25 protein-coding genes, 1 tRNA gene and 1 pseudogene are annotated in these 21,213 nt (G+C 68.3%); 16 read left to right on the top strand and 11 right to left on the bottom strand.

Annotated features, from left to right (window positions below):
* Window positions 1-9 precede the first annotated feature (9 nt).
* Both AC6CR5_RS09375 and AC6CR5_RS09370 read left to right on the top strand, forming a co-directional pair.
* Window positions 10-96: transfer RNA gene (locus AC6CR5_RS09375), tRNA-Leu, on the top strand.
* A 242-nt stretch (window positions 97-338) separates the two neighbouring features.
* A complete protein-coding gene (locus AC6CR5_RS09370) occupies window positions 339-614 on the top strand; it encodes a hypothetical protein (RefSeq protein ID WP_020928348.1) in 276 nt (91 codons plus the stop codon).
* A gap of 101 nt (window positions 615-715) precedes the next feature.
* Here the strand turns inward: AC6CR5_RS09370 and AC6CR5_RS09365 are convergent, their stop codons facing one another.
* The 3 genes from AC6CR5_RS09365 to AC6CR5_RS09355 form a co-directional block, all read right to left on the bottom strand.
* A complete protein-coding gene (locus tag AC6CR5_RS09365; RefSeq protein ID WP_498085559.1) occupies window positions 716-1,222 on the bottom strand; it encodes a hypothetical protein in 507 nt (168 codons plus the stop codon).
* A gap of 10 nt (window positions 1,223-1,232) precedes the next feature.
* Window positions 1,233-1,592: a hypothetical protein gene (locus AC6CR5_RS09360; RefSeq protein ID WP_020928346.1), complete on the bottom strand. Its 360-nt coding sequence runs from the start codon at window positions 1,590-1,592 to the stop codon at window positions 1,233-1,235.
* 104 nt (window positions 1,593-1,696) lie between these two features.
* Window positions 1,697-2,086 carry a lysozyme inhibitor LprI family protein gene (locus AC6CR5_RS09355; RefSeq protein WP_006386210.1) on the bottom strand — a complete coding sequence of 130 codons (390 nt, stop codon included), beginning with the start codon at window positions 2,084-2,086 and terminating at the stop codon, window positions 1,697-1,699.
* 222 nt (window positions 2,087-2,308) lie between these two features.
* Between AC6CR5_RS09355 and AC6CR5_RS09350 the strand changes: the two genes are divergently transcribed.
* The 6 genes from AC6CR5_RS09350 (at window position 2,309) to aqpZ (ending at window position 9,984) form a co-directional block, all read left to right on the top strand.
* On the top strand, window positions 2,309-3,766 hold the full coding sequence (locus AC6CR5_RS09350; protein ID WP_498085558.1) for an MFS transporter: 1,458 nt from the start codon (window positions 2,309-2,311) through the stop codon (window positions 3,764-3,766).
* A gap of 14 nt (window positions 3,767-3,780) precedes the next feature.
* Window positions 3,781-5,319 (top strand): FGGY family carbohydrate kinase, encoded by a 1,539-nt coding sequence (locus tag AC6CR5_RS09345; RefSeq protein ID WP_006386208.1) that lies wholly within the window; start codon window positions 3,781-3,783, stop codon window positions 5,317-5,319.
* Complete coding sequence (locus AC6CR5_RS09340) at window positions 5,316-6,995, top strand: glycerol-3-phosphate dehydrogenase/oxidase (RefSeq protein WP_038503912.1); 1,680 nt, start codon at window positions 5,316-5,318, stop codon at window positions 6,993-6,995. Before AC6CR5_RS09345 ends, AC6CR5_RS09340 begins: the two co-directional genes overlap by 4 nt.
* Entirely contained in the window at window positions 6,992-8,548 is a 1,557-nt protein-coding gene (locus tag AC6CR5_RS09335; protein WP_026384506.1) for an FAD-binding oxidoreductase, read from the top strand. The genes AC6CR5_RS09340 and AC6CR5_RS09335 overlap by 4 nt, the downstream gene beginning before the upstream one ends.
* 1 nt (window position 8,549) lies before the next feature.
* Entirely contained in the window at window positions 8,550-9,131 is a 582-nt protein-coding gene (locus AC6CR5_RS09330; protein WP_026384507.1) for a glycerol-3-phosphate responsive antiterminator, read from the top strand.
* A 142-nt stretch (window positions 9,132-9,273) separates the two neighbouring features.
* Window positions 9,274-9,984, top strand: a complete 711-nt coding sequence (aqpZ, locus tag AC6CR5_RS09325) for an aquaporin Z (protein ID WP_020928341.1) — start codon at window positions 9,274-9,276, stop codon at window positions 9,982-9,984.
* 43 nt (window positions 9,985-10,027) lie between these two features.
* Here aqpZ and AC6CR5_RS09320 read toward each other — a convergent pair whose 3' ends face one another.
* From AC6CR5_RS09320 to AC6CR5_RS09310, 3 genes and pseudogenes are all read right to left on the bottom strand, one after another.
* Window positions 10,028-11,245 (bottom strand): DUF1444 domain-containing protein, encoded by a 1,218-nt coding sequence (locus tag AC6CR5_RS09320; RefSeq protein WP_498085557.1) that lies wholly within the window; start codon window positions 11,243-11,245, stop codon window positions 10,028-10,030.
* Window positions 11,246-11,268: 23 nt separating this feature from the next.
* Entirely contained in the window at window positions 11,269-11,616 is a 348-nt protein-coding gene (locus AC6CR5_RS09315; protein ID WP_230846680.1) for a nuclear transport factor 2 family protein, read from the bottom strand.
* A gap of 42 nt (window positions 11,617-11,658) precedes the next feature.
* Window positions 11,659-12,228 (bottom strand): annotated as a pseudogene (locus AC6CR5_RS09310) (HD domain-containing protein); the annotation flags it as partial.
* Window positions 12,229-12,464: 236 nt separating this feature from the next.
* On the opposite strand from AC6CR5_RS09310, the gene kdsA reads away from it, so the two are divergent.
* Window positions 12,465-13,322: a 3-deoxy-8-phosphooctulonate synthase gene (gene kdsA / locus AC6CR5_RS09305; RefSeq protein WP_006386201.1), complete on the top strand. Its 858-nt coding sequence runs from the start codon at window positions 12,465-12,467 to the stop codon at window positions 13,320-13,322.
* Window positions 13,323-13,388: 66 nt separating this feature from the next.
* On the top strand, window positions 13,389-13,697 hold the full coding sequence (locus tag AC6CR5_RS09300) for a hypothetical protein (protein ID WP_006386200.1): 309 nt from the start codon (window positions 13,389-13,391) through the stop codon (window positions 13,695-13,697).
* A 23-nt stretch (window positions 13,698-13,720) separates the two neighbouring features.
* On the opposite strand, the gene AC6CR5_RS09295 is transcribed toward AC6CR5_RS09300, so the two are convergent.
* From AC6CR5_RS09295 to AC6CR5_RS09285, 3 genes are all read right to left on the bottom strand, one after another.
* Window positions 13,721-14,026 carry a hypothetical protein gene (locus AC6CR5_RS09295; protein ID WP_020928338.1) on the bottom strand — a complete coding sequence of 102 codons (306 nt, stop codon included), beginning with the start codon at window positions 14,024-14,026 and terminating at the stop codon, window positions 13,721-13,723.
* A gap of 70 nt (window positions 14,027-14,096) precedes the next feature.
* The gene (locus AC6CR5_RS09290) at window positions 14,097-14,624 is read right to left on the bottom strand and encodes a hypothetical protein (RefSeq protein WP_020928337.1); all 528 of its coding nucleotides are present in this window, start codon (window positions 14,622-14,624) and stop codon (window positions 14,097-14,099) included.
* Window positions 14,625-14,747: 123 nt separating this feature from the next.
* Window positions 14,748-15,329 carry a TetR/AcrR family transcriptional regulator gene (locus AC6CR5_RS09285; protein ID WP_006386197.1) on the bottom strand — a complete coding sequence of 194 codons (582 nt, stop codon included), beginning with the start codon at window positions 15,327-15,329 and terminating at the stop codon, window positions 14,748-14,750.
* A 134-nt stretch (window positions 15,330-15,463) separates the two neighbouring features.
* Here AC6CR5_RS09285 and AC6CR5_RS09280 point away from each other — a divergent pair, with 134 nt between their 5' ends.
* A complete protein-coding gene (locus AC6CR5_RS09280; RefSeq protein ID WP_047991169.1) occupies window positions 15,464-16,654 on the top strand; it encodes an MFS transporter in 1,191 nt (396 codons plus the stop codon).
* 67 nt (window positions 16,655-16,721) lie between these two features.
* The gene (locus AC6CR5_RS09275; protein WP_054445157.1) at window positions 16,722-17,120 is read left to right on the top strand and encodes a RidA family protein; all 399 of its coding nucleotides are present in this window, start codon (window positions 16,722-16,724) and stop codon (window positions 17,118-17,120) included.
* A gap of 182 nt (window positions 17,121-17,302) precedes the next feature.
* Here AC6CR5_RS09275 and AC6CR5_RS09270 read toward each other — a convergent pair whose 3' ends face one another.
* A complete protein-coding gene (locus AC6CR5_RS09270) occupies window positions 17,303-18,220 on the bottom strand; it encodes a LysR family transcriptional regulator (RefSeq protein ID WP_498085556.1) in 918 nt (305 codons plus the stop codon).
* Between the two features lie 146 nt (window positions 18,221-18,366).
* Here AC6CR5_RS09270 and AC6CR5_RS09265 point away from each other — a divergent pair, with 146 nt between their 5' ends.
* The 3 genes from AC6CR5_RS09265 to AC6CR5_RS09255 all read left to right on the top strand — a co-directional run bounded on the left by AC6CR5_RS09265 (window position 18,367) and on the right by AC6CR5_RS09255 (window position 20,309).
* Entirely contained in the window at window positions 18,367-19,515 is a 1,149-nt protein-coding gene (locus AC6CR5_RS09265) for a DSD1 family PLP-dependent enzyme (RefSeq protein WP_026384512.1), read from the top strand.
* A gap of 26 nt (window positions 19,516-19,541) precedes the next feature.
* Window positions 19,542-19,937 (top strand): RidA family protein, encoded by a 396-nt coding sequence (locus tag AC6CR5_RS09260; RefSeq protein ID WP_020928333.1) that lies wholly within the window; start codon window positions 19,542-19,544, stop codon window positions 19,935-19,937.
* A 99-nt stretch (window positions 19,938-20,036) separates the two neighbouring features.
* Window positions 20,037-20,309 carry a hypothetical protein gene (locus AC6CR5_RS09255; protein ID WP_006386191.1) on the top strand — a complete coding sequence of 91 codons (273 nt, stop codon included), beginning with the start codon at window positions 20,037-20,039 and terminating at the stop codon, window positions 20,307-20,309.
* A gap of 93 nt (window positions 20,310-20,402) precedes the next feature.
* Here the strand turns inward: AC6CR5_RS09255 and AC6CR5_RS09250 are convergent, their stop codons facing one another.
* Window positions 20,403-20,690 carry a DUF2513 domain-containing protein gene (locus AC6CR5_RS09250; RefSeq protein ID WP_006386190.1) on the bottom strand — a complete coding sequence of 96 codons (288 nt, stop codon included), beginning with the start codon at window positions 20,688-20,690 and terminating at the stop codon, window positions 20,403-20,405.
* A gap of 122 nt (window positions 20,691-20,812) precedes the next feature.
* On the opposite strand from AC6CR5_RS09250, the gene AC6CR5_RS09245 reads away from it, so the two are divergent.
* Window positions 20,813-21,211 carry a hypothetical protein gene (locus AC6CR5_RS09245; protein WP_498085555.1) on the top strand — a complete coding sequence of 133 codons (399 nt, stop codon included), beginning with the start codon at window positions 20,813-20,815 and terminating at the stop codon, window positions 21,209-21,211.
* The last annotated feature ends 2 nt before the right edge of the window (window positions 21,212-21,213 follow it).

The following is a 21,213-nucleotide window of genomic DNA, read 5'->3' as shown; positions in this document are numbered from 1 at the left end:
TGGCTTAACGCGAAGGTGGCGAAATTGGTAGACGCACCAGGTTTAGGTCCTGACGCCGTAACAGGTGTAGGGGTTCGAGTCCCCTCCTTCGCACCAACCCCATTCAGGCACTGATCTGGCGATACGTCGGCGGCAGTGTCCCCCAAACCCCGAGACATCCCTGTGTCCCGGGGTTTTTCATTTGGCGGGCCATCTGCCGCTCTTGAATCCCCGTATTGAGGGCCGGAGCCCCATACCGGCCCCCCCCCGCCGGACTCCACGCCGGACCCCACGCCTGTACCACCGATCCCCTGCTTGTTATAAAGAGCCCTGAAGCTTTTCTTGTCGAGCGAGGATAAATGTTGTCGATTCAAATGCTTAGCCGCGGCGGCCTGTTGTTGCTTGTCGCGCTCATGTCCGGCTGTTCCTCCTCGTCCATCAATCCCTGGTCTTCGCCCGCTGCCCCCGGTTCCGGCTCCGACTCGTCACGGGTCAGCCTGGAATGCCGGGTCAGCCGCAGCAGCTGTATCTATGAAGGCAAATACGAGGCGGGCGAGCGTGACTATGCCGAAGACGAGGCCAAGCGCTTGAATCGGGCCGAAATGGAACGGTTGCGCCGCGCTTTCGGCGGTTGAGCCGGGAGGTGAAAACGCCCGCCGGCTGGCGGGCGTTGATGCCGCCATCGGCGGCGCGCCGAATGCGGCGCCTTGGGAGAGGTCGAAGGCGGGGCCGGCGCTCAAGCGGCCGCGGTGGCTTGCGGCTTGCCGTAGAACACCCGAGCGCAGACCACGCCGCTTATCAGTCCGGGCACGCCGCCCAGGAACAGCGGAAAGCCCAGCTCGGGCGGGGTGTTCTCGCGCACGGCGAAGCCCGCGAGGAAAACGAAGGCATAGAGACCGCCCAGCAACCCCGGCCAGCAATACGAGCGCCATGTCACGACGGCGGGCCGGCAGGCGCCCGTCACCAGGCCGCACAGCAGCGCGGGCACGCCGCCGTACAGGTACGACCAGGGCACCAGGAAGACCGACGTGAACAGCGATTCCAGGCTCATCGCGGCGGCGGCCAGAAACAGCGCGAACACCAGGGTGCCTACGGGGGGACCCAGCGCGGCGAACAGGGCGGCGCCAGCGGCGCCTGCGCGGGCAATGTCACCGCGCGTCTTGCCTTCGGGCCGGCGCACGATGCGCCACGTCAGCACGCCCAGCGACGCGGCGGCCAGCACACATACGGATAACAACAGCACGGCGTGCCTTTCAAGTGTCGGTGGGTCGGTTGGGGAACAGGTTCAATGACAGGATGGCATCGGGATAGGTCGCCAGCAGCATCCCCGACAGGTGGCCGTGCAAGGCGCCGAACAGCGGCCAGCTCAGCGCCTCGCTGCCGGGCAGCAGGTCCAGCAGCATCAGCTGGCCGGTGCGCACGGTGCCGACGAAATAGGCGCGTTCGTCATGCTGGCCCGTGGGCGTGGCGCGATAGATCTTGGTGGCTCGGCCGCTGTCGTCCTTGCGCCAACTGTTGCCGCTGGTCGTGGCGCGGGCGCCGATGGGGGCGATGTCCGCCTGGATGGTTTCCCAAAGGGCGCGGGCGTTGGCGGCGTATACGACGATGGTCATGGTGGGCGCTGTCCTATGCGAAAAGTTGGGAACGCGAGGCCGAGCACGGCAAAGTTACCAACGTGACCGTGGCACGGCAAGCGCCGGCGCGTTGCGCCGCGCGCTCAGTCGCCCGCCAATTCCCGTAGTTCGTCGGCGCGGTTGATGTTCAGCAGCATCGGGCAATACTCGTACATGGGTGAACCGACATGCGCCCCGGCCAGCGCGCAATGGCCGTTGCGGTACGCCAGCCAGGCCTTCTGGGTCTGTTCCAGCTTGGCGGCGTCGTCCGGGTAGTCAGTGGCCAGGCGTGCCTGGACCCGGGCGTAGAGCGTGTTGATTTCACGTTTGGCCGCCGCCGAGACGCCTTCCGCGCAGGCGCCGACGGTGCCGTTGTTGGTGACGCCGGCATCGCGCAGGCAGCGGTCGTACTGGCCCATGTAGTCCGGTGTGGAGGCGCCCAGGACCAAGGCGGGAGACAGCATCAGGGAAAGCGCGAGGGCGTGTCGGATCATGGTGGCGCGAAGGTGGAAGTGGACGGATCGGGTGCGCTGGAAGCGGCGCGCAGCGCAAGCATACCGCCAGTCCCGGCTTGGTGTTTTCCCGGTTGACACTATGCTGGATAGTCCATAAAGTCACTCGCACAGATCTAGATAAAAGACCATCTGTAAGATGGTCTTTTATCGCGCGCTCGCTGCGTCGACCTCTTACAGAAATAATTCCAAGAGGAGACCGCCGTGCAATCATTACCCGTCAAGCTGCGTGGCATCGACGATGTCATCGCGTATATCGATTCATGTCCGGGCATCGTCGGCCGGGCCGGCCTGATATGGTGGCTCGCCCTGGGCGGATTGTTCCTGGACGCATTCGCCAACTCCGCGCTCAGCGCGGGCCTGGGGCCCATGACGCGCGACCTCGGCCTGAGCGCGGGCCAGGTCGCGTTGATGACGTCCTTCGCGTCCTGGGTGGCCATCGCCTTCAATCCCATCGGCGGCTGGATGGCGGATCGCTGGGGCCGCATGCGGCCTCTCATCACGGCCAAGCTGCTGGCGCTGATCGGCGCGCTGCTGGTGGTGTTCGCGCCGTCGTTCGACGTCATCCTCGCGGGCCGTTTCTTCGTGGGCGCGGCCTACGGCATCGACTTCGCCATCGCGATGGCGGTGCTGGCGGAATTCACGCCCGTCAGGCTCAAGAGCCGCCTGAACACCTGGCAGGGCATGTGGTACACGGCGGTCTGCTCCAATCTGCTGCTGGCGCTGCTGTTCCACTCATGGGAAGTGGGCGACGCGATCTGGCGCTATTCGGTCGCGGCCACCGCGGTGTTCGCGCTGGCCATCCTGGTGCTGCAACTGCGCTACATGGTTGAAAGCCCGATCTGGCTGGCGCGCAAGGAGCGCGTCGACGAGGCGGCCATGGCGATGACCCGCATCTACGGCCAGCCGTTCACGGCGGCGCCGCCGCACGAGCGCGTGCCGGTGGTCAACCAGGCGCGGCGCGGCCTGGCCAATGTGCTGCTGATCTTTCGCGGCGTGTACCTGCAGCGCACGATACTGGCGGCCACGGTGCAGATCGGCCAGTCCATCCAGTATTTCGCGGTGGGCTGGTACCTGCCGCTCATCAGCGCGGCGTTGTTCGGCAAGGACTTCGTCTACGCCACGGTGGGCGCGCTGGTGTTCAACATCTTCGGCATCTTCGGCGGTTTCATGTCGCCCTACATCGGTCGCAAGCTGGGCCTGCGGCGCGCGTCGGCATTCGGCTTTGCGGCCGTCTTCCTGATGCTGCTGATCCTGGGCACCTTCCACGGCAAGATGCCGTTGTGGCTGGCGGTGGCGGTGCCGTCGCTGTTCATCCTGTTCCATTCCGGCGGTCCGGGGGCCAACGGCAAGAGCCTGTCGTCGCTGTCGTTCCGCGGTGAATTGCGGGCCGGCGCCAACGGGGTCATCGGCGCGCTCGGCTCGATCGGCGCGGCGGTCGGCCTGCTGGTGTTCCCGCTGTTCCGCGAAAGCTATGGCCTGGAGAAGACCTTCCTGATCCTGTCTGCCGTCCCGCTGGCGGCCAGCATCATCTGCTTTGCCATCAAATGGGATCCCACCCGCAGCGGCATCAATCCGGACAACGAAGCCGGCGCGCCGCAGTTCAAGGGGGACGAGAACCTGCCCGCGCTCGACCCGGCGCTGGGGAAAACCGCAAGATGACGCACGGAGACAACATGTCGAACAACGTGATCCTGGCCATCGACGCCGGCACCTCGGGGACACGCGCCGCCCTGGTGTCGGGCGACGGCCACGTGTCGGGCCAGGAATACCTGGCCCTGCAGGTCGATACGCCGCGCCCCGGCGTAGTCGAGCAGGATGCCGATGCGATTCTCGAAAGAACGCTGCAGGTGTGCCGCAAGGTGATCGCGCAGGCGCGTCGCGACGGCCAGGCCATCGTGGCGTTGGCATTGGCCACGCAGCGCGCCACCGCGGTGCTGTGGGATACCGCCACGGGCCGCGCGCTGGTGCCGGCCATGGTGTGGCAGGACACGCGCTATGTCGATGAACTCGATCGCCTGGCGCCCGCCTGGAACCCGCGCCTGCTGGAGCAGGTGGGCCGCCCGGCCGGTGTGCGTTCGCCGTATCTGTGGGCGGCGCGCCACCTGCGCGATTCACCGGCCGTGGCGCAGGCCTGGCGCGAGCGCCGGCTGGCGTTCGGCACCGTCGATACCTGGCTGCTGTGGCATATGTCGGACCGCCGCGAATGCGTGACGACGCCCACCAACGCCACCTCGGCCGGCGCCTATGTTTTGTCCGGGCACCGCTACTACCTGGACTGGATCGACGCGCTGGAGTTTCCCCGCGAGTTGCTGCCGGCCTTGCGCCAGGAAGCCGACGATTTCGGCCAGACGCGCGCGGACCTCCTGGGCCTTGCCGTGCCGATACGGGCGTCGGCCGGCGACCAGCACGCGGGCGCGGTGGGCCTGGGCTGCCTGGATCGCGGGCAGGCGATGTGCGTGCATGGCACGGGCAGTTTCGTCGACCTGATCATCGGCCCCGAGGCGCCCGTCAACAGCGGCCGCTACGAAGGCTCGCTGACGATGACGGCGCGGCGCCAGGACCAGGTGTCGCACTTCGCGGTCGAGACCTTTGTCGCCACCACCGGTTCGGCCTTGAACTGGGTCTGCGACAAGCTGAAGTGGTTCAGGAACGCGCAAGAGATCAGCGAACTGGCCGCCACCGCGCAATCGGCGGGCGGCGTGACGTTCATCCCGGCCTTGACCGGGTTGCGCGTGCCGCGCATGGCGGCCGGCGCGCGCGCCTCGCTCACCGGCATCTCCATGGCCACCACCCAGGCCGAAGTGGCCTACGCGATCCTGGAAGGCATCGCCCATTCGGTGGCCAGTTGCATCGAGGCGGACGAGGAAGTATCGGGCGTGCAGGTGTCGGAACTGGTGGTGGGCGGAGGCCTGTCCAGCAGCGATCCGTTGCTGCGCATCCAGGCGGACCTGCTGGGGATCCCGATCCGTCGCATGCAGGAGGCCGATCGCGCCAGCCTGCGCGGCGCGGCGTTCCTGGCGGGGGCGTCGGGCCTGCTGTGGCCATCGCTGCAGGCCGCGCGCCAGACCGCCGCCACCGATGCGGTATTCCAACCCACCCTGGCGGCCGAGGCCCGCGCCCGCCGCCGCGCGCTGTGGCATTCGCGCGTCGAATCCGAGCTGGCCCACGCGGGCCTGTATTCCCAGGACAAGCAGGAGGCATTGCGGACATGATCGGGTTGCCATCGAGAAAGCCCAGGAAGGATCGGGCCGGCATGACCCGCGGCGAACCGTTGCGGCTGGCGCGGCAGGAACAGGCGGACCGGCTGGGCGGCGAACACTTCGACATGCTCATCGTCGGCGGCGGCATCACGGGCGCCTACGCGGCGCTGGACGCCAGCCTGCGCGGCTACCGCGTGGCGCTGGTCGAAAAGGACGACTTCGCCTCGGGGACCTCGTCCAAGTCGTCCAAGATGGTGCATGGCGGACTGCGCTACATCGAGCAGGGCAACCTGGGCCTGGTGCGCCATTCCCTGCACGAACGCCAGCGGCTGCGGCGCAACGCCCGCCACCTGGTGCAGCGCCTGCCGTTCCTGTTTCCGTTGCTGGAACGCGACGGCGTCTTCGACAAGCGGCTGGCCAAGGCGTTCGAGAGCCTGCTCTGGACCTACGACCTGGCCGGCGGCTGGCGCGAAGGCATCCTGCACCAGAAGCTGACCCCCGAGGAAGTGCTGTCGCATTGCCCCACCTTCAAGCAGGACGGCCTGCTTGGCGGCTTCCTGTACTTCGACGCGCGGGTCGATGACGCGCGCCTGACGCTGGCGGTGGCGCGCACCGCCGCGTTCCATGGCGCAACGGTGCTGAACCACGCCCGGGCCGTTGAAGTCACGCGCGACACGCATGGCAAGGTCGACGGCGCCATCGTGCAGGCCGGGCAGGCCGAGATCCGGGTGCGCGCCAACGTGGTGATCATGGCCACCGGCGTCTGGCTGCGCGACTGGAACGGCAGCCGCAAGGGCGATCCCCAGGCCTTGCACATCCGCCCCGCCAAGGGCGTGCACGTGGCCGTGCCCTGGCTGAAGGTGCGCAACGACTGCACGGTGACGATCCCGGTGCCGGGCCGCAGCCGCCGCGCCACCATCACGCGCTGGGGCAATGTCTCGTACCTGGGCACCACCGACGAAGACTACGCGGGTGACCTGGACGATGTCCATTGCACCCGCCGCGAACTCGATTTCCTGCTGGAAGGGGCGCGTTCGGCGCTCAAGACCGATCTGCGCGCCGAGGATGTGGTGGGTAGCATCGCAGGCTGCCGGCCTCTGGTCGCGCCACCGGGCGGCAAGACGCTGGAGATCAAGCGCAACCACGAAATCCGGATCGCGGCCGATGGCCTGGTCACCATCGTCGGCGGCAAGCTGACGACCTCGCGCCACATGGCCGAGCAGACCATCGACGCCGCGCAGAAGGTGCTGGGGCGCAAGGCGCGCTGTGTCACGGCCAGCGCCTTCCTGCTGGGCGCGGCCGGCTACGACCCGCAGGCCATCGTGGCCTCGGGCGGCCTGTCCGCGCACCTGGGCGAACGCTATGGCACCGAGGCGCGCTTCGTCAGCGACCTGATGCAGCAGACGCCGGCGCTGGCGGCGCCGCTGGTGCCGGGGTTGCCGTACACCGAGGCCGAGGCGCTGTACGCCGTGCGCCACGAGCTGGCGGCCACGGTCGAAGACGTGCTCTCGCGCCGCATGCGGGCAAGGCTGATGGCGCGCGACGCCTCCGCCGAGGCCGCCGAACGCGTGGGCAAGATACTGCAGGCCGAACTGGGCCTGTCCGACGCCGCGGTGGCGCAACAGGTGCGCAGCTACCGCGCCGCCATCGAACATGAAAAGTCCGTACTAATGGGAGACGACTCGTGATCAGTAAAGAAGCTATCAAGCGCGGCTACAACCGCGGCAACTACGTGGTGGGCGCGCACACGCCGCCGGCCTACGCGGCGGGCCTGACGCAGGCTGGCACCGAGCCGGGCCTGCAACGCGATCCCGTGTCCGTATCGGCCGCGCAGGTCGAGGCGTTGCAAGCAGCCGCCGACGAGGTGTTGACCACCACCGCCGACGCCGTGGCCTGGACGCGCGATTGGTGGGCCGGCTCGATGATGACCGAGACCGCCGGCCGCCCGGCCACGCCGCGCGCAGTGATCGTCAAAGTGTCGACGGTGGAGCAGGTGCAGGCCGTGATGCGCATCGCGCACGCGGCCGCCATTCCCGTCACCGTGTCGGCGGGGCGCAGCAACGTCACCGGGGCGGCGCTGCCGCTGCGCGGCGGCATCGTGCTGGACGTCTGCCAGTTGAACCGCTTCATCGGGATTGACCGCGAAAGCCAGATCGTCGAGGTCGAGGCGGGCATGTTCGGCGACGTGTTCGAGCAGACCATCCAGCGCGAGCATGGCCTGACCATGGGCCATTGGCCGTCCTCGTTCGGCATCAGCACCGTCGGCGGCTGGGTCGCATGCCGCGGCGCGGGGCAACTGTCCACGCGCTATGGCAAGATCGAGGACATGGTGTTCGGCATGGACGTGGTGCTGGCCGATGGCAGCCTGATCACGGTGGGCGGTTATTCGCGCGCGGCGCTGGGCCCCGACCTGCTGCAGCTGTTCATCGGCTCCGAGGGCACGCTGGGGGTGGTGGTGCGGGTCCGCCTGAAGCTGCATCGCCTGCCCGACTACGGCCGCGCCATCGCCTACGGCTTCGAGACCTTCGCGGCCGGCCTGGAAGCCTGCCGCCAGATCATGCAGCGCGGCGCCAACCCCGCCGCCTTGCGACTGTACGACGCGCTGGAAAGCGGGGTGCAGTTCAACCGGCCCGACCTGAACGTGCTGCTGGTGGCCGACGAGGGGCCGCGCCCGATCGTCGACGCGGTCATGGGCATCAGCGAAGAGGTCTGCCGCGAATCCGGCGTAGCGCTGGATGGCGATGAGGTGTTCGAGCGCTGGCTGGATACCCGCTACCTGACCGGCAAGAGCGCCGAAGGCTTCAAGCGCAGCCCCGGCTTCGTGGCGGACACGCTGGAGATGGCGGGGCGCTGGAGCGACCTGTCCGCTATCTACGACGAGGTGGTTGCCGCGGTCAATGCCGTGCCCGGCACGCTGGCCGGTTCGGCGCACCAGTCGCATGCCTACGTCGATGGCGCCTGCCTGTATTTTTCGCTGCGCGGCGAGGTCGCGGTCGACGAGCGGGCACAGTGGTATCGGCGCGCCTGGGACGCGGCCAACGCGGTGTTGATCAAATACAATGCCGCGCTCAGCCACCACCATGGCGTAGGTCTGCTGCGCTCGCCCTACATGCGCGAATCGCTCGGGCCGGCCTTCGCCGTGCTGCATGCCGTCAAGCAGGCGCTGGATCCGCACAATATCCTCAACCCCGGCAAGCTCGGCCTGACGGACGAAGGCCCCTACGATCAAGGCAGGCGATAACATGGACAGGTCACTCGGCGCATGCCTGGCGCGGCATCCGGTCATTGCCACGCTCTACGGACCGGAGCAGGTCAACGCCTTCGTCGGCAGCGTGGCCGAGATCGGCATCGTCGCCAACGTCGAGCTGCGCCGGCTTGCGCCGGTGATCTCCGCCCTGAACCGGGCGGGCAAGTACGTCATCGTCAATATCGACAGCTGCGAAGGCCTGTCGCAGGACAAAGGCGGCGTCGAATACCTGGCGGACATCGGCGTGGCGAGCCTGGTGTCGACCCGTGTGGCCACCATCCAGCGCGCCAACCGCGCCGGCATGGTGACGATGCAGAAGGTGTTCGTGACCGACCGCTCCACCTGGCCGCGCAGCGTCAAGGCGCTGGAGCAGAGCGACCCCAACCTGGTGCAGATCATGCCGGCGCCGATGCTGGCCCACATGGCGCCGCAGGACCTGAAGGCACTGCCGCCGATCGTGGCGTCGGGCTTCGTCTGCAACCAGGCCGACGTGGCGGCCGCATTGCGCCACGGCGCGGTGGCGGTGTCGACCAGCGACGTCGCGTTGTGGAGCGTGGACCCCAGGACGCCGCGATGAGCGGGGCTCGCGCGATGCCGGCCGGCCCGATACCGGCCGACATCGTCAAGCAATGTCAAGAATCGCGTGGAATTTGCACTGCTTTGAAATCGTAACGCCCGCGCCGCGCTACCTTCGCGTTTTCAATCGCGGAGGGCGAAACATGTACCCACTATCCAAGCGCTGCGGCGCGGAATTCTTCGGCACCTTCTGGCTGGTGCTGGGCGGCTGCGGCGCGGCGGTGCTGGCGGCGGGGTTTCCGCAACTGGGCATCGGCTTTGCCGGCGTCGCGCTGGCGTTCGGCCTGACGGTGCTGACCATGGCGTTCGCCGTCGGCCACATTTCGGGCGGGCACTTCAATCCCGCGGTCACGGTCGGCCTGGTTGCCGGCGGGCGTTTTCCCGCTCGCGAAATCCTGCCCTACGTGGTGGCGCAGGTGCTGGGCGCCATTGCCGCGGCCGCGGTGCTGGCGGCGATCGCCAATGGTCAACAGGGCTTCGACCTGCAGGCCAGCCGTTTCGCCGCCAACGGCTTTGACGCCTATTCGCCGGGCAAGTACTCGATGGCTGCCGCGCTGGTCACCGAAGTCGTGATGACGGCCGGTTTCCTGTTCGTGATCCTGGGCGCGACCTCCAAGCGCGCGCCGGCCGGCTTCGCCGCGATTCCGATCGGCCTGGCGTTGACGCTGATCCACCTGGTCAGCATTCCGGTCACCAACACTTCGGTCAACCCGGCGCGTTCGACCGGCCCGGCGCTGTTCGTGGGCGGCTGGGCGCTGGAGCAGCTGTGGCTGTTCTGGGTGGCGCCGATCGTGGGCGCGATCATCGGCGCGATCGCCTATCGCCTGGTGAGCCAATCGGAAGCGCAGCCCTGAGGTGATGATGCGCCCGCCGGACGGGTTGACCGTCCTGCAGCGCTCAATCCGCTTCGGGCAATTGCGCCAATTGCGCGTCGCTGGGAAATCCCCGGGTGCGGTAACGCGCCGGATAGAGATCTTCGGGTTCGAGCAACGGCGCCAGCACCGGCGCCGCCTGCTCCCAGCTGACAACCCGCACTTCGCCGATATCGTCGTTGGCCTCCGGGCGCACCAGCGCCAGCCGGTCGACCTTGGGCAGGGAGGTTTCGACGCCGCGCGTCCAGGTCGCCAGCGAGAACGAGGTGGCGGAATCGTCGTTCTGCGCGAACAGATTGTAGGTGGCGACGAACACATCGATGCCCCGTTCCTCGTGCAGGCGGTCCAGCGCTTCCTTCTGCGCGTCGTAATCGCCCTGCGCCAGCACTCGCGCCAGGTGCGCCTGCAGGTGGATGATGCGCTCCTGGCGCGGCAGGTAGCGTTCGACGCCGGTTTCGCCATAGTGGTACATGTATGGCGACACCGGGCGGCCGTGGGCCACCACCTGCTGGCTCAGTTCCATCATCTTCAACAGGCCGGCGTCGTCGTTGTCGCCGCTGACCAGCAACAGATCCCGCGTGGGCATCATGAACACCGGACGCCCGCGGACCGCGACGCGTTCCAGCATGTCCGGCAGCAGCGCGCGGCTGATGTCGTAGCCGTCTTCCCAGGCCCCGCCATGCACGCCCGGCGCCACTTCCACGAAGTGGTCGGCCGAGTCACGCAGGTTATCGATGGCGATGGCCAGCGACTGCTCGAACGACAGGCCCCAGTCGGCATCGGGGCCGTTGGTGAGCGTGGCGATGGATTCCGGATGGTCCAGCGCCAGCAGCACCACGCAGTCGTCGCCGAACGGCCGCAGGGCGGGGCGGAAGTCGGTGTCGTTGCCGTCCGTGCGCAGGTGGTGCATGCGGATCGCCTCGATCATGGCCCGGGCCCGGATCACCGGCCGCAGCAGCGGGCGGGCCTCGGCCAGCGAGGCCGGCCTGGCCTGGTCGCTGGTCAGCAGGGTCGAGACATAGCCCTGCAACGCGCCGTGGCGCTGGCCGCTTCGGGCTTCGCAATAGGCGTTATAGGCGTTGTGCAGGTTGAAGTACGAGCCTTCGCCGTGAAGCAGCCGGAATTCATCCGCTTTGTAGTCCAGCGTGCCGGTGTAGCCCCGCTGCCGGACGGCGTCGATGAAAAGCCGGGCGAACTGGTCTTGCGTGGGCTTGCGCCGGAACAGCGAGTCGAGTAATCCCATGCTTTTCCCGGGCCTTGCGGCCGCTATGCGGGCCCGCCGTGCAGTCGCGGCGCGCCCAGCCTGAACCAGGCCTTGGCGATCTGGCCGTCGCGCACTTCGTAGATCGCGACGACGTCGACTTCACCGCGGCCGTCGGCGAAGTTGCGGGTGACGACTTCCTGGTCCACCACCATGTCGCCGTTGACCATGCGATGGACCAGCCTGCCGTGCAGATCGGGTTCCTTGAAACGTTCGAGGTGACGTTCGCGGACCTGGGCGCTGCCACGCGCCAGCAGGGTGCCGGGGAACGCGTAATACTCGCAGTCCTGCGCCCATGCCGGCATGAAGGCATCGATGTCCCGGGCATTGTAGGCGTCCAGCTGGCGCTGCACGACATCGGCCGGCGAGGGCGAGGGCCGCGCGGCGCGTTCGGCGGCCTGCTGGCGGATGCGCGCTTCGGTATCGGCATCCAGCAGCCGGCGGATCTCGCGGAACAGCGGCAGGGCATCGGTGTGCTTGCGGCCGTAGTCCAGGTTGAACGCGTAGTCGAAGTCCGGCGCGTTGGCGCCCTGGTTATGTTGCAGCAGCGTCTCCAGCTTGTCCATGGCCTTGACGGCGCGGGCTTCGGGCGAGGCGGCATTCTCGTAGTCGTCCCACAACGCCAGCAACCGGTCGCGCGCCGGGGCATCGAGCGGGCTGGCCAGTTGCAGCAGGTCCAGCCGTTCCTGGGCGCCCTTGCCGGCGCCGGGGGACTGTTGCGTCGCCGGAATGTCGCCGTGGATGGCTTCGCCCAGGTCATGGATCACGCACAGGCGCAGGATGCGGGTGAAATCCAGGTCCGCCAGGTCTTCCTCCAGCATCATGGCCATGAGGCAGAGGCGCCAGGTGTGTTCGGCGGTGCTTTCCTGGCGCCCGCCCGAACTGCGGGCGCTGCGCAGCACGTCCTTGAGCTTCTCGGCTTGCCGCAGGAATTCGAGTCGGCGGGACAGGGTGTCGGTGTCCATGAATCAGGTCGTCGTAAGTCCGTTGTCAATACGCTCGCGGGTATCGTCCCCCGTCAGCGAGTGTATCTTGCGTTCGTCCCGACCGCGCGGATCGGACGGCGCAGCGCCGCGGCGGCGCCACATGGCGTCCTGTCGCCGGACCGAGGCAAAAAAGCGGCGGCGGCGGCCGGAACCGGGGTGGGCAGGTTGTACATTACGCACTATTACCTGCTTCATCCCTACAGGACAGCCCCATCATGACCGCCCCGGAAGTCATCATTTCGCCCTCGATCACGTGCGCCAACGACCAGCCTTTCGTGCTGTTCGGCGGGATCAACGTGCTGGAATCCAAGGACCTGGCGCTGCGCGCCTGCGAGGAATACCAGCGCGTGACCACCAGGCTGGGCATTCCCTACGTGTTCAAGGCGTCGTTCGACAAGGCCAATCGTTCCTCGATCCATTCCTACCGGGGGCCGGGACTGGAAGAGGGCATGAAGATCTTCGAGGCGGTCAAGCAGAACTTCGGCGTGCCGGTGATCACCGACGTGCACGAGCCCTGGCAGGCGGCGCCGGTGGCGGAGGTCGCGGACATCCTGCAGTTGCCGGCGTTCCTGGCCCGCCAGACCGACCTGGTGGTGGCGCTGGCCAAGACCGGCCGCGTCGTCAACATCAAGAAGCCGCAGTTCCTCAGTCCTACCCAGATGCTCAATATCGTCGAGAAATTCACCGAGGCCGGCAACCAGCAGATCATCCTGTGCGATCGCGGCACCAGCTTCGGCTACGACAACCTGGTGGTGGACATGCTGGGCTTCGGGGTCATGAAAAAGGTGACAGGCAACCGGCCCGTGATATTCGACGTCACCCATGCCCTGCAGCAGCGTTCGGCCCTGGACGCCGCCTCGGGCGGGCGCCGGGAGCAGGTGGCGGAACTGGCGCGGGCGGGCATGGGCGTGGGGCTGGCGGGCTTGTTCCTGGAGGCCCACCCGGACCCCCGGAACGCCAAATGCGACGGCCCCAGCGCGCTGCCGCTGGACAAGCTGGAGCCGTTCCTCACCCAATTGAAACAACTGGATGACTTGGTGAAATCCTTTGAGCCCATCGACATCGAACCCTGACGGCTGTCATCGCGAATCAGCCAAGTTGTTATACGATCCGGGCCACCAAACCTGAGGGAGGCCCGGATGTCGTTTTACGCGATCGTCGCCGTTCGTAAAGAAGCCGTTACCGGCCATGTCGCCTACGTGCGCTGGGGGCTGGCCGAGCGCGGCGTGCCCGGTTGGGTCAGCGAACCCGTGACCGCGGCGGCTTCCGAAGTGATCGAAGCCATCAAGGCCGGCGCCGACGTCGAGACCGTCGTCAGCGTGGACGGCCTGTCAGTGGCTTCGCGCCCGGTGCGGGTGCTGACCGACGAGGACGGCCGCGAGCATCTGGCTTCCGTGCCGGCGCCCAGTTCCACCCTGCATACGGTGTTCGACCTGCCCGAGTTCTAGCCGCCCGCGCCGATCGCCTTGTTTCACAGGCATTGGCGCAGTGCAAACTTGCGGCCGAAGGCGCGGATCACGTCGCCATCGACCGACGCCGCCACGTCCCAGTGATCGCCCCGCGTGACCAGCACCGACTGCGCCGACAGGGCGTGGCGCAGCGCGAACATCCAGAACGCCGCCTCGGAACCGACCGGCGCCAGGTCGTGCGGGCCGATCCGCAGGCGCGCCGGCCGGGGCGTCGCGCCCAAGGACCAGCGCAGCGCGATCGCCAGGAAGGCGAAGCGGGCCGACATCGACGACGGCTGGACGCGCAGCACGCGGATCTTGGGTTTCATGGCCTGGTGCCCTCCATGGGGATGACTCAGCGTAGCAAAGACGGTCTCATCCTTCCATACCGCGTTTGGCCTAGCGGTGACCCGCGCCGCCCGCGGGCGCGGATGGATTCGGCTCCGCCGGCAACCGGGTGAAGACGTTGGTGACGATCAACTGGTCAGGGCGGCGCACGTTCGGCCCGGGCGGCGGCATCAGCTTGTCCATTTCCCTGCGGTCCTGCACCCGCGTCAGGCTCAGGTGATCGCCCTGGATCTTCACGTAGCGGATGGAGGCCACGCCAAGTTCATGCTTGCTGGTGGATTGCTCCAGCGTCTGTTCGATGCGCTTGGCATCGAGCCATCGGTAGGTGCCGCTGGAAACCATGTCCGGGCCTTGCATCGACCAGGTGCCGTCGCCGCGAAACTCGACCACGCCCGCGCCGCCGGAGGGCTGGGGCGGCTGCGCCTTGCCGTCGACGGTGCGCAGCATGGTCTGGTGCCGCCACTTGCCCACCAGGGCCTGCGCGGCGTCCGGCGCGGGCGGTTGGGCGGGCGCGGCGGCCGGCAGCAGCACGGCGCCGCACAGCAGGGCGGCCAGGGCGTAATGACGCGGAAGCTTCATCTCGAATGATCGTGGATCCGGGTTCAGGGAAGGGGCGCGGGCCGGTGGGGCACTGAGCGCGCTGAGCGCATTATGCGCGACGATGGCGTTTGCGGCGAGGGCCGGCCACGGGCATCGATCCGGTCAGCGCCGGCGCATGCCCTGCAGCAGCAGATCGAGCGCCTGCAAGGCCTGCGCCAGGCGCGCCGGGCCATCGTCCTCGGCGATCCAGAATGCGCTTTCGGCCAGGCCGCCATGCAACATCCGGGCGAGCGCGCGCGGGGGCGCGGCGACGATCACGCCTTGGTCCATCAGGTCCTGCAGCAACTCGCCCAGCGACGCGGTGCATTGTTCCTGGGCGGCGGCGCCGGCATGGCCCAGCACGGCGCGCGCATCCTGCAGCACGATGCGGCGGATCTCGGGGTCGGCGGCCATTTCCAGATACGCGCGGCAGCGCTCGCGCAGCGCGGTCCAGGCGTCGGGCGCATCCCGCGAGATGGCCTGCAGCCGCGCCTCCATCTCGGCGTCGATCTGCGCGGCCACCGCGGCGAGCAGACCTTGCTTGTCACCAAAATGGTGATACAACGCTCCCCGGGTCAGGCCGGCGGCGGCGGTCAGGTCATCCATCGAGGTGCCGGCGTAACCGGCGCGGCGAAACGACTCGCGCGCCGTCGCCAACAGTTTTCCGCGGGTTTCCTCGATCATCTCGGCGCGCGATCGCGACATGGCTGGCTCCAATGACATACGAGTCGTATGTTAATTGACATGCGCCATGCAGGTGAATACCATCTCACATACGTCACGTATGTAAATTTCTCCGGCTGGCTGTCGCCGGCCCGCAACATCCCCAGAGGTTCCGGGTGTCCAATCCCTATCGCGAATTGTTCCAGGCGCCCGGCGCCGCCGGTTTTGTCGCCGCATGCGCCGTGGCGCGGCTGGCGCTGCCGATGATCGGCATCGGCATCATCACCATGCTGTCGCAAGTGCGGGGCGCCTACACCCTGGCGGGCGCGGTGGCGGCCACCTTCGCCCTGGCCACGGCGCTGCTCGCGCCGCGCATTTCACGTCTGGTGGATCGCCACGGGCAGGGCAGGGTGCTGCCGCTGGCGGCGGGCGCCAGCGTGGCGGGGCTGATCGGCCTGGCCGCCTGCGTGCGCCTGCAGGCGCCCGACTGGACCCTGTTCGTGTTCGCTGCGCTGGCGGGCAGCCTGCCCAGCATGCCGGCCATGGCGCGGGCCCGCTGGACCGAGATCTATCGCGACCGGCCGCAACTGCGCACCGCCTATGCGCTCGAATCGGTGCTGGACGAATTGAGCTTCATCATCGGCCCGCCGCTGGCCGTGGGTCTGTGCGTCATCCTCTTCCCCGAAGCCGGCCCGCTTGGCGCGGCGCTGCTGCTGGGCCTGGGCGTCACCGCCTTCGTGCTGCAGCGTGCCACCGCGCCGGCGGTGCAGCCGCGCGAAGCGGGCCGTGAGTCCTCGGTGCTGGGCGTGCCGCTGATGCGACAACTGACCGCGATGATGGCCGCCATGGGGGTCATCGTCGGCACCATCGACGTGATGAGCGTGGCCTTCGCGCGCCAGCAGGGCCTGCCGGCCGGGGCCAGCATGGTGCTGTCGGCCTACGCGCTGGGATCGTGCGTCGCCGGCCTGGCGTTCGGCGTGCTCAAGTTCCAGACGCCGCTGGCGCGGCTGCTGGCCGTGGCCGCCAGCGTGACCGCCTTCACCACCTTGCCGCTGCTGTGGGTCGGCGACCTGCTCACGCTGTCCCTGGGCGTTTTGCTGGCTGGGCTGTCGTTCGCGCCGACCATGATCATCGCCATGGCCTTGGTGGAGAGCACCGTGCCGGGCCGCCGTCTCACCGAGGGATTGACCTGGCTGGTGACGGGCCTGGGCGCGGGCGTCGCGGCTGGCGCCGCGCTGGCGGGCTGGATCGTGGATCATCATGGCGTCGGCGCGGGCTTCTGGACCGCGGTCGGCGCGGGCGCGGTGGTGTTGCTGGTGGCCGTGTACGCGGCGCGTGGCGCGCGGCCGGCGCCCGCGGCCGCCTGATGGCGGGCGCCTCTAGAATGGCGCAAGCGCCGCGCCGCGGGGCGCGCCGCCCACCAGGAGAATCCACATGTCCCGAACCGTCGTCAATCCCGATACTGTCTTCAATACGGTGCAATATGGCTTCAGCCAGGCCGTGATCGTGACCGGCCAGCGCCGCATGCTGCTGTCGGGCCAGGTCGGCGTCGATGCGCGGGAGCGCACGGTCAGCCCAGGGCTGCGCGAACAGGCCGACGCGGCGATCGACAATATCGAACGCGTGCTGGCGGCGGCCGGCGGCACACTGGCGCAGGTCATCATGCTGCGCATCTACATTTGCGAAACGGCGCGCGAGGACCAGGAGTCGATCGCGCAAGTGCTGCGCGACCGCTTCCCGAACGATCCGCCACCCTCGTCATGGATCATCGTCAGCGGCCTGTCGTTGCCGGAATGGCTGGTCGAGATCGAAGCGGAAGCCATGCTCGATTGAGTGTGGCGGGGGGGCCGAGGAGTCCGATTTATCGGAAGCGCCTGCCCCGGGCGTCCCGCGATCTGGCATCCTGCGAACGTTCATCCGGCTCGCGCCGGCAGGCACGGCTTTGCAGAGTCCACCGACTTTCCGGCGCCGCGTCGGATGAACACGCCTCCCGCTGGTTCCCCTTTTTCACACCGCTACGCCTGGCCCTTGTCGCGCCATGGCGTGGCCGCAAACGCTTCGCGCAGGTGGGCCAGAAAGCCCGCGGTGCGCGCGGGCAGGTCCTGGCGTGATTTCACCAGCGCCACCACATTCGCCTCGGGCAGGCTCCAGCCCGGCAGCAACGGCACCAGCGCGCGGCGCTTCACGTGCTCGGCCACATCCCATTCCGATCGCGCCACGATGCCATGCCCCGCCAGCGCCCAGGCAACCGCCGTGGCCCCGGTATTGCTCGACAGCACGGGGGCAATGCGCACGCCCACCACCGGGCCGCGACCGCGCTTGAAGCGCCACAGCGTCACGTCCTCTTCGTTTTCACGCAACGCGATGCAATCGTGGTCGCGCAGGTCTTCGGGCTTGGCGGGCGCCCCGTGGCGAGCCAGGTATGCGGGCGACGCGCACAGGATGCGCCGATTCGGCGCCAGGGGATACGCCACCAGCGTGGAATCGCGCAGCTCGCCGATGTGAACCATGACGTCCCAGTCATCGCTTGCCAGCTGCGGCGGACCGTCGGACAGCACCAGGCTGGCGGTCACGTTGTCGCTGTGCTGGCGAAACTCCGCCACCAGTCCCGCCACGTACCGCTGGCCGAATCCCAGCGGCGCGACAACGCGCAGATGGCCGGCCACCACGCCGCGCCGCCCCGCCAGCTCATCGGCCAGCTCGTTCAGTTCCCCGCAGATCTGCCCGGCGCGCAGCGCCAGCAGGCGGCCCTCGTCGGTCAACGCGGTGCCGCGCCCGGAACGATTGACTAGGCGCACGCCCAGGCGTTTTTCCAATGCATGCAAGCGCTGGGTCACGGCGGGCGGCGTCACGTCGAGCGCGCGCGCGGCTTGCGCCAGCGAGCTGGTGGCGGCCAGGCTCAGGAAAAAGCGCAGGTCATCCGTGGTGATCATTCAGAATCGCCTTAATGATTGATTAAGCATTGATTAAACACGCAAGCGCCCTGGCGCGCCATACTTCGAACCTGCGGACGGATACCCGGGCGCCATCCGCGTTGCATTCCTTTCCGCACGCCCGTTTCAGTTTCGCCGATATCGCCATGACCACTGCCTCCGTCACCCTGGATACGCTGGATACGCCCTGCCTGCTGCTGGACGAAACCCGCATGACACGCAACATCGAGCGCCTGAACCGCCTGATGGCCGGCCATGGCGTGCAGTTGCGTCCGCACCTGAAGACGCCCAAATCGATCGAGGTCGCGCGCCGCGTCATGGCGCGGCCCGAAGGGCCGGCGGCGGTGTCGACGCTGCAGGAGGCTGAGCAATTCGCGGCGGCGGGCGTGACCGACCTGCTGTATGCCGTGGGCGTGGCGCCCGCCAAGCTCGAACGCGTATTGGCGCTGCGGCGTGGTGGCGTCGACCTGACCGTGGTGGTCGACAGCGTCGAGGCGGCGCAGGCCGTGGCCGCGCGCGCGCTCGAAGAGGGCGCAGCGATTCCGGCGCTGATCGAAATCGATTGCGATGGCCACCGCGCCGGGGTGCAGCCGGGCCAGGCCGGACAGTTGCTGGAGATCGCGCGAGCGTTGCATGCCGCCGGGTGCCTGCGCGGCGTCATGACCCATGCGGGCGAGTCCTATGGCTGCCGCAGCGTGGAGGCGATCGCCGACATGGCCGAGCAGGAACGCCTGGCCGCCGTCGGCTGCGCCGAAACGATTCGCGCCGCCGGCCTGCCGTGCCCGGTGGTCAGCGTGGGCTCCACGCCCACCGCCCATTTCGCTCGCAACCTGGAGGGCGTGACCGAAGTGCGCGCCGGCGTCTACGTGTTTTTCGACCTCGTCATGGCGGGACTGGGCGTGTGCGCCGTGGACGACATCGCCGCGAGCGTGCTGACCACGGTGATCGGCCACCAGCCCGACAAGGGCTGGATCCTGGTCGATGCCGGCTGGATGGCCATGTCGCGCGATCGCGGTACGGCCCGGCAGCCGGTGGACCAGTTGTACGGGCTGGTGTGCGACGTGGATGGCCAGGTCTATCCCGACCTGCTGCTGGCCGAGACCAACCAGGAGCAGGGCATCATCAAGCTGCGCGCGGGCAGCGGCGCCGCCTTGCCCGATCTGCCGCTGGGCACCCGGCTGCGGATCGTGCCGAACCACGCCTGCGCCACCTGCGCCCAGCATGACGCCTACGCCGTGGTGCGTAGCGGCGATCGCCAAGTCGTGGCGCAATGGCAACGTTTTCGCGGCTGGTAGCCCGGCCGCAGCCTCCAGGAGTCAAGATGGACATCATATCCACCCCTCATGCGACGCCGCCGGCCGGCCACTATTCGCAGGCCGTGCGCGCCAATGGCTTTGTCTTCGTTTCCGGGCAGTTGGGTTTCCTGCCGCCCGTCCAGCCCGGCGAGCCGCCACGGCTCGCGCAAGGCGTGGCCGCGCAGACCGAGGCCGCGCTGCGCAGCCTGGCGGCCATTCTGCAAGCCGCGGGGACGTCGATGTCCGCGGTGGTCAATGTCACGGTGTACATCCCGGACGTTGGCATGTGGAACGAGGTGAATGGCGTCTACGAACGCAGCTTCGGCGATCACCGGCCCGCTCGCGCCATCGTGCCGACACGGGAATTGCACTATGGGGCGCTGGTGGAAATCAGCGCCGTCGCGGTCGCGCCGCAGGCCTGAGGCGGGCGCCGGCGGTTCACGTCCTGGGTCTCGGGGACGGATGGGCGGCGCGCCCGCCTATAATGCGGTCGCCTCAATACCGCAGGGGAGTCCGTCCGCATGCACTACGAATATCTGTTCTGGTCCATGGCCGCCATGGTGGCCGCGGCGCTCGTGGGTGGGTCGCTGTGCGGCCGGTTGCGCACACCGGGCCGCGTGCTCGCGGGTGTGGTGGTATGGGCCGCGGCGGTCTGCGCCGTGGTGGTGGTGTTGTCGCGATCTGCCGGTTTCGGCGATCAGGCGGCGATGCTCGCGGTTGCCGCCTTCATGTTCAGTCTGGTGATCGGCGCCGCGGCCGCATTGTTGACGCGGCGCATCCTGCGGCGCCACTGAGCCGTTCCGGAACCTGGCCGGGCGTGGCCGCCGGGCCGCCGGCGGGGCGCGATGACACGCCCGCCGGCCGCGTCGCAAGGGCCGGGGCGCGCCTCATTCCTCGGCGTCGAAATCCTCGTCGTCGTCTTCTTCGTCCTGTTCCAGCGCGTCGTAACCCTTCCAGGTGATGCGCCAGCGGGTATCGCCGGCGGTCGCCGCCGTTTCGCTGACCTGCTTGACCAGGCCCGCGTCGGCCAGCAGGTCGAGGTGGTGCGCGACCAACTGCAGGCCTTGTTCGTGGGCCAGGGCCGCTTCCTTGATGTCATGGGTGCTCAGGTTGGGGCCCGGCGCGTCGCGCAGGGCTCCCAGGATGGTGACGACCAGATCGAAATCGCGTTGCATGATGTCCGCCGTAGAGTTGGGGAAAAACAGGCCGACGATAGCAGAGTTCCGTGGCGCCCACGCGACAGCGGCGGGCGCGGGTTACATTGCAGGGTTACCGATAACCGATACAGGCAGTACCCATGAAGAAACCCGCCGAGCGCGATTGCATTGCCCTGGTCCCGGGCTACAGCGGCCAGGCCGCCAAGCTCTTCCTGACGCGCGCCGAGGACGGCGCCATCGCCGGCGTCACCGTGTTCGACCTGCTGGGGCACGTCAAGCACCAGGGCGACGCGCAGGCGGCCGCCGACTGGGTGGCCGCCTGGCTGGCCCAGGAGGCCGACAATCGCAAGGCTCGCCGCACGCAGTTGCTGGCGCAGATGTTCCAGTGCAAGTTGGCGGACGACGAGAAGGCCGCCTTCCTGGATGCGCAGAAGCCGCTGCTGGCCGCGCTGGCCGCCGCCGGCGTGCGCAGCCGCAGCGTGGCGGCCACCTCCGGCGCCGCCCGCCGCTCTTTGGGGCCGGCTGTCAGGAAGCCTTAGCA

The sequence above is a fragment of the Achromobacter sp. EG18 genome, from assembly GCF_059759395.1.
Note: the sequence above shows the minus strand (reverse complement) of the source record. Positions and strands in the feature narration are given on the sequence as shown.

Bases quoted from the DNA above. Each gene is read 5' to 3' on its own strand.
- AC6CR5_RS09370 (WP_020928348.1), top strand. From the start codon at position 339: ATGTTGTCGATTCAAATGCTTAGCCGCGGCGGCCTGTTGTTGCTTGTC.
- AC6CR5_RS09360 (WP_020928346.1), bottom strand. From the start codon at position 1,592: ATGACCATCGTCGTATACGCCGCCAACGCCCGCGCCCTTTGGGAAACC.
- AC6CR5_RS09355 (WP_006386210.1), bottom strand. From the start codon at position 2,086: ATGATCCGACACGCCCTCGCGCTTTCCCTGATGCTGTCTCCCGCCTTG.
- AC6CR5_RS09345 (WP_006386208.1), top strand. From the start codon at position 3,781: ATGTCGAACAACGTGATCCTGGCCATCGACGCCGGCACCTCGGGGACA.
- AC6CR5_RS09340 (WP_038503912.1), top strand. From the start codon at position 5,316: ATGATCGGGTTGCCATCGAGAAAGCCCAGGAAGGATCGGGCCGGCATG.
- AC6CR5_RS09330 (WP_026384507.1), top strand. From the start codon at position 8,550: ATGGACAGGTCACTCGGCGCATGCCTGGCGCGGCATCCGGTCATTGCC.
- aqpZ (WP_020928341.1), top strand. From the start codon at position 9,274: ATGTACCCACTATCCAAGCGCTGCGGCGCGGAATTCTTCGGCACCTTC.
- AC6CR5_RS09320 (WP_498085557.1), bottom strand. From the start codon at position 11,245: ATGGGATTACTCGACTCGCTGTTCCGGCGCAAGCCCACGCAAGACCAG.
- kdsA (WP_006386201.1), top strand. From the start codon at position 12,465: ATGACCGCCCCGGAAGTCATCATTTCGCCCTCGATCACGTGCGCCAAC.
- AC6CR5_RS09300 (WP_006386200.1), top strand. From the start codon at position 13,389: ATGTCGTTTTACGCGATCGTCGCCGTTCGTAAAGAAGCCGTTACCGGC.
- AC6CR5_RS09295 (WP_020928338.1), bottom strand. From the start codon at position 14,026: ATGAAACCCAAGATCCGCGTGCTGCGCGTCCAGCCGTCGTCGATGTCG.
- AC6CR5_RS09290 (WP_020928337.1), bottom strand. From the start codon at position 14,624: ATGAAGCTTCCGCGTCATTACGCCCTGGCCGCCCTGCTGTGCGGCGCC.
- AC6CR5_RS09285 (WP_006386197.1), bottom strand. From the start codon at position 15,329: ATGTCGCGATCGCGCGCCGAGATGATCGAGGAAACCCGCGGAAAACTG.
- AC6CR5_RS09275 (WP_054445157.1), top strand. From the start codon at position 16,722: ATGTCCCGAACCGTCGTCAATCCCGATACTGTCTTCAATACGGTGCAA.
- AC6CR5_RS09270 (WP_498085556.1), bottom strand. From the start codon at position 18,220: ATGATCACCACGGATGACCTGCGCTTTTTCCTGAGCCTGGCCGCCACC.
- AC6CR5_RS09265 (WP_026384512.1), top strand. From the start codon at position 18,367: ATGACCACTGCCTCCGTCACCCTGGATACGCTGGATACGCCCTGCCTG.
- AC6CR5_RS09260 (WP_020928333.1), top strand. From the start codon at position 19,542: ATGGACATCATATCCACCCCTCATGCGACGCCGCCGGCCGGCCACTAT.
- AC6CR5_RS09255 (WP_006386191.1), top strand. From the start codon at position 20,037: ATGCACTACGAATATCTGTTCTGGTCCATGGCCGCCATGGTGGCCGCG.
- AC6CR5_RS09250 (WP_006386190.1), bottom strand. From the start codon at position 20,690: ATGCAACGCGATTTCGATCTGGTCGTCACCATCCTGGGAGCCCTGCGC.
- AC6CR5_RS09245 (WP_498085555.1), top strand. From the start codon at position 20,813: ATGAAGAAACCCGCCGAGCGCGATTGCATTGCCCTGGTCCCGGGCTAC.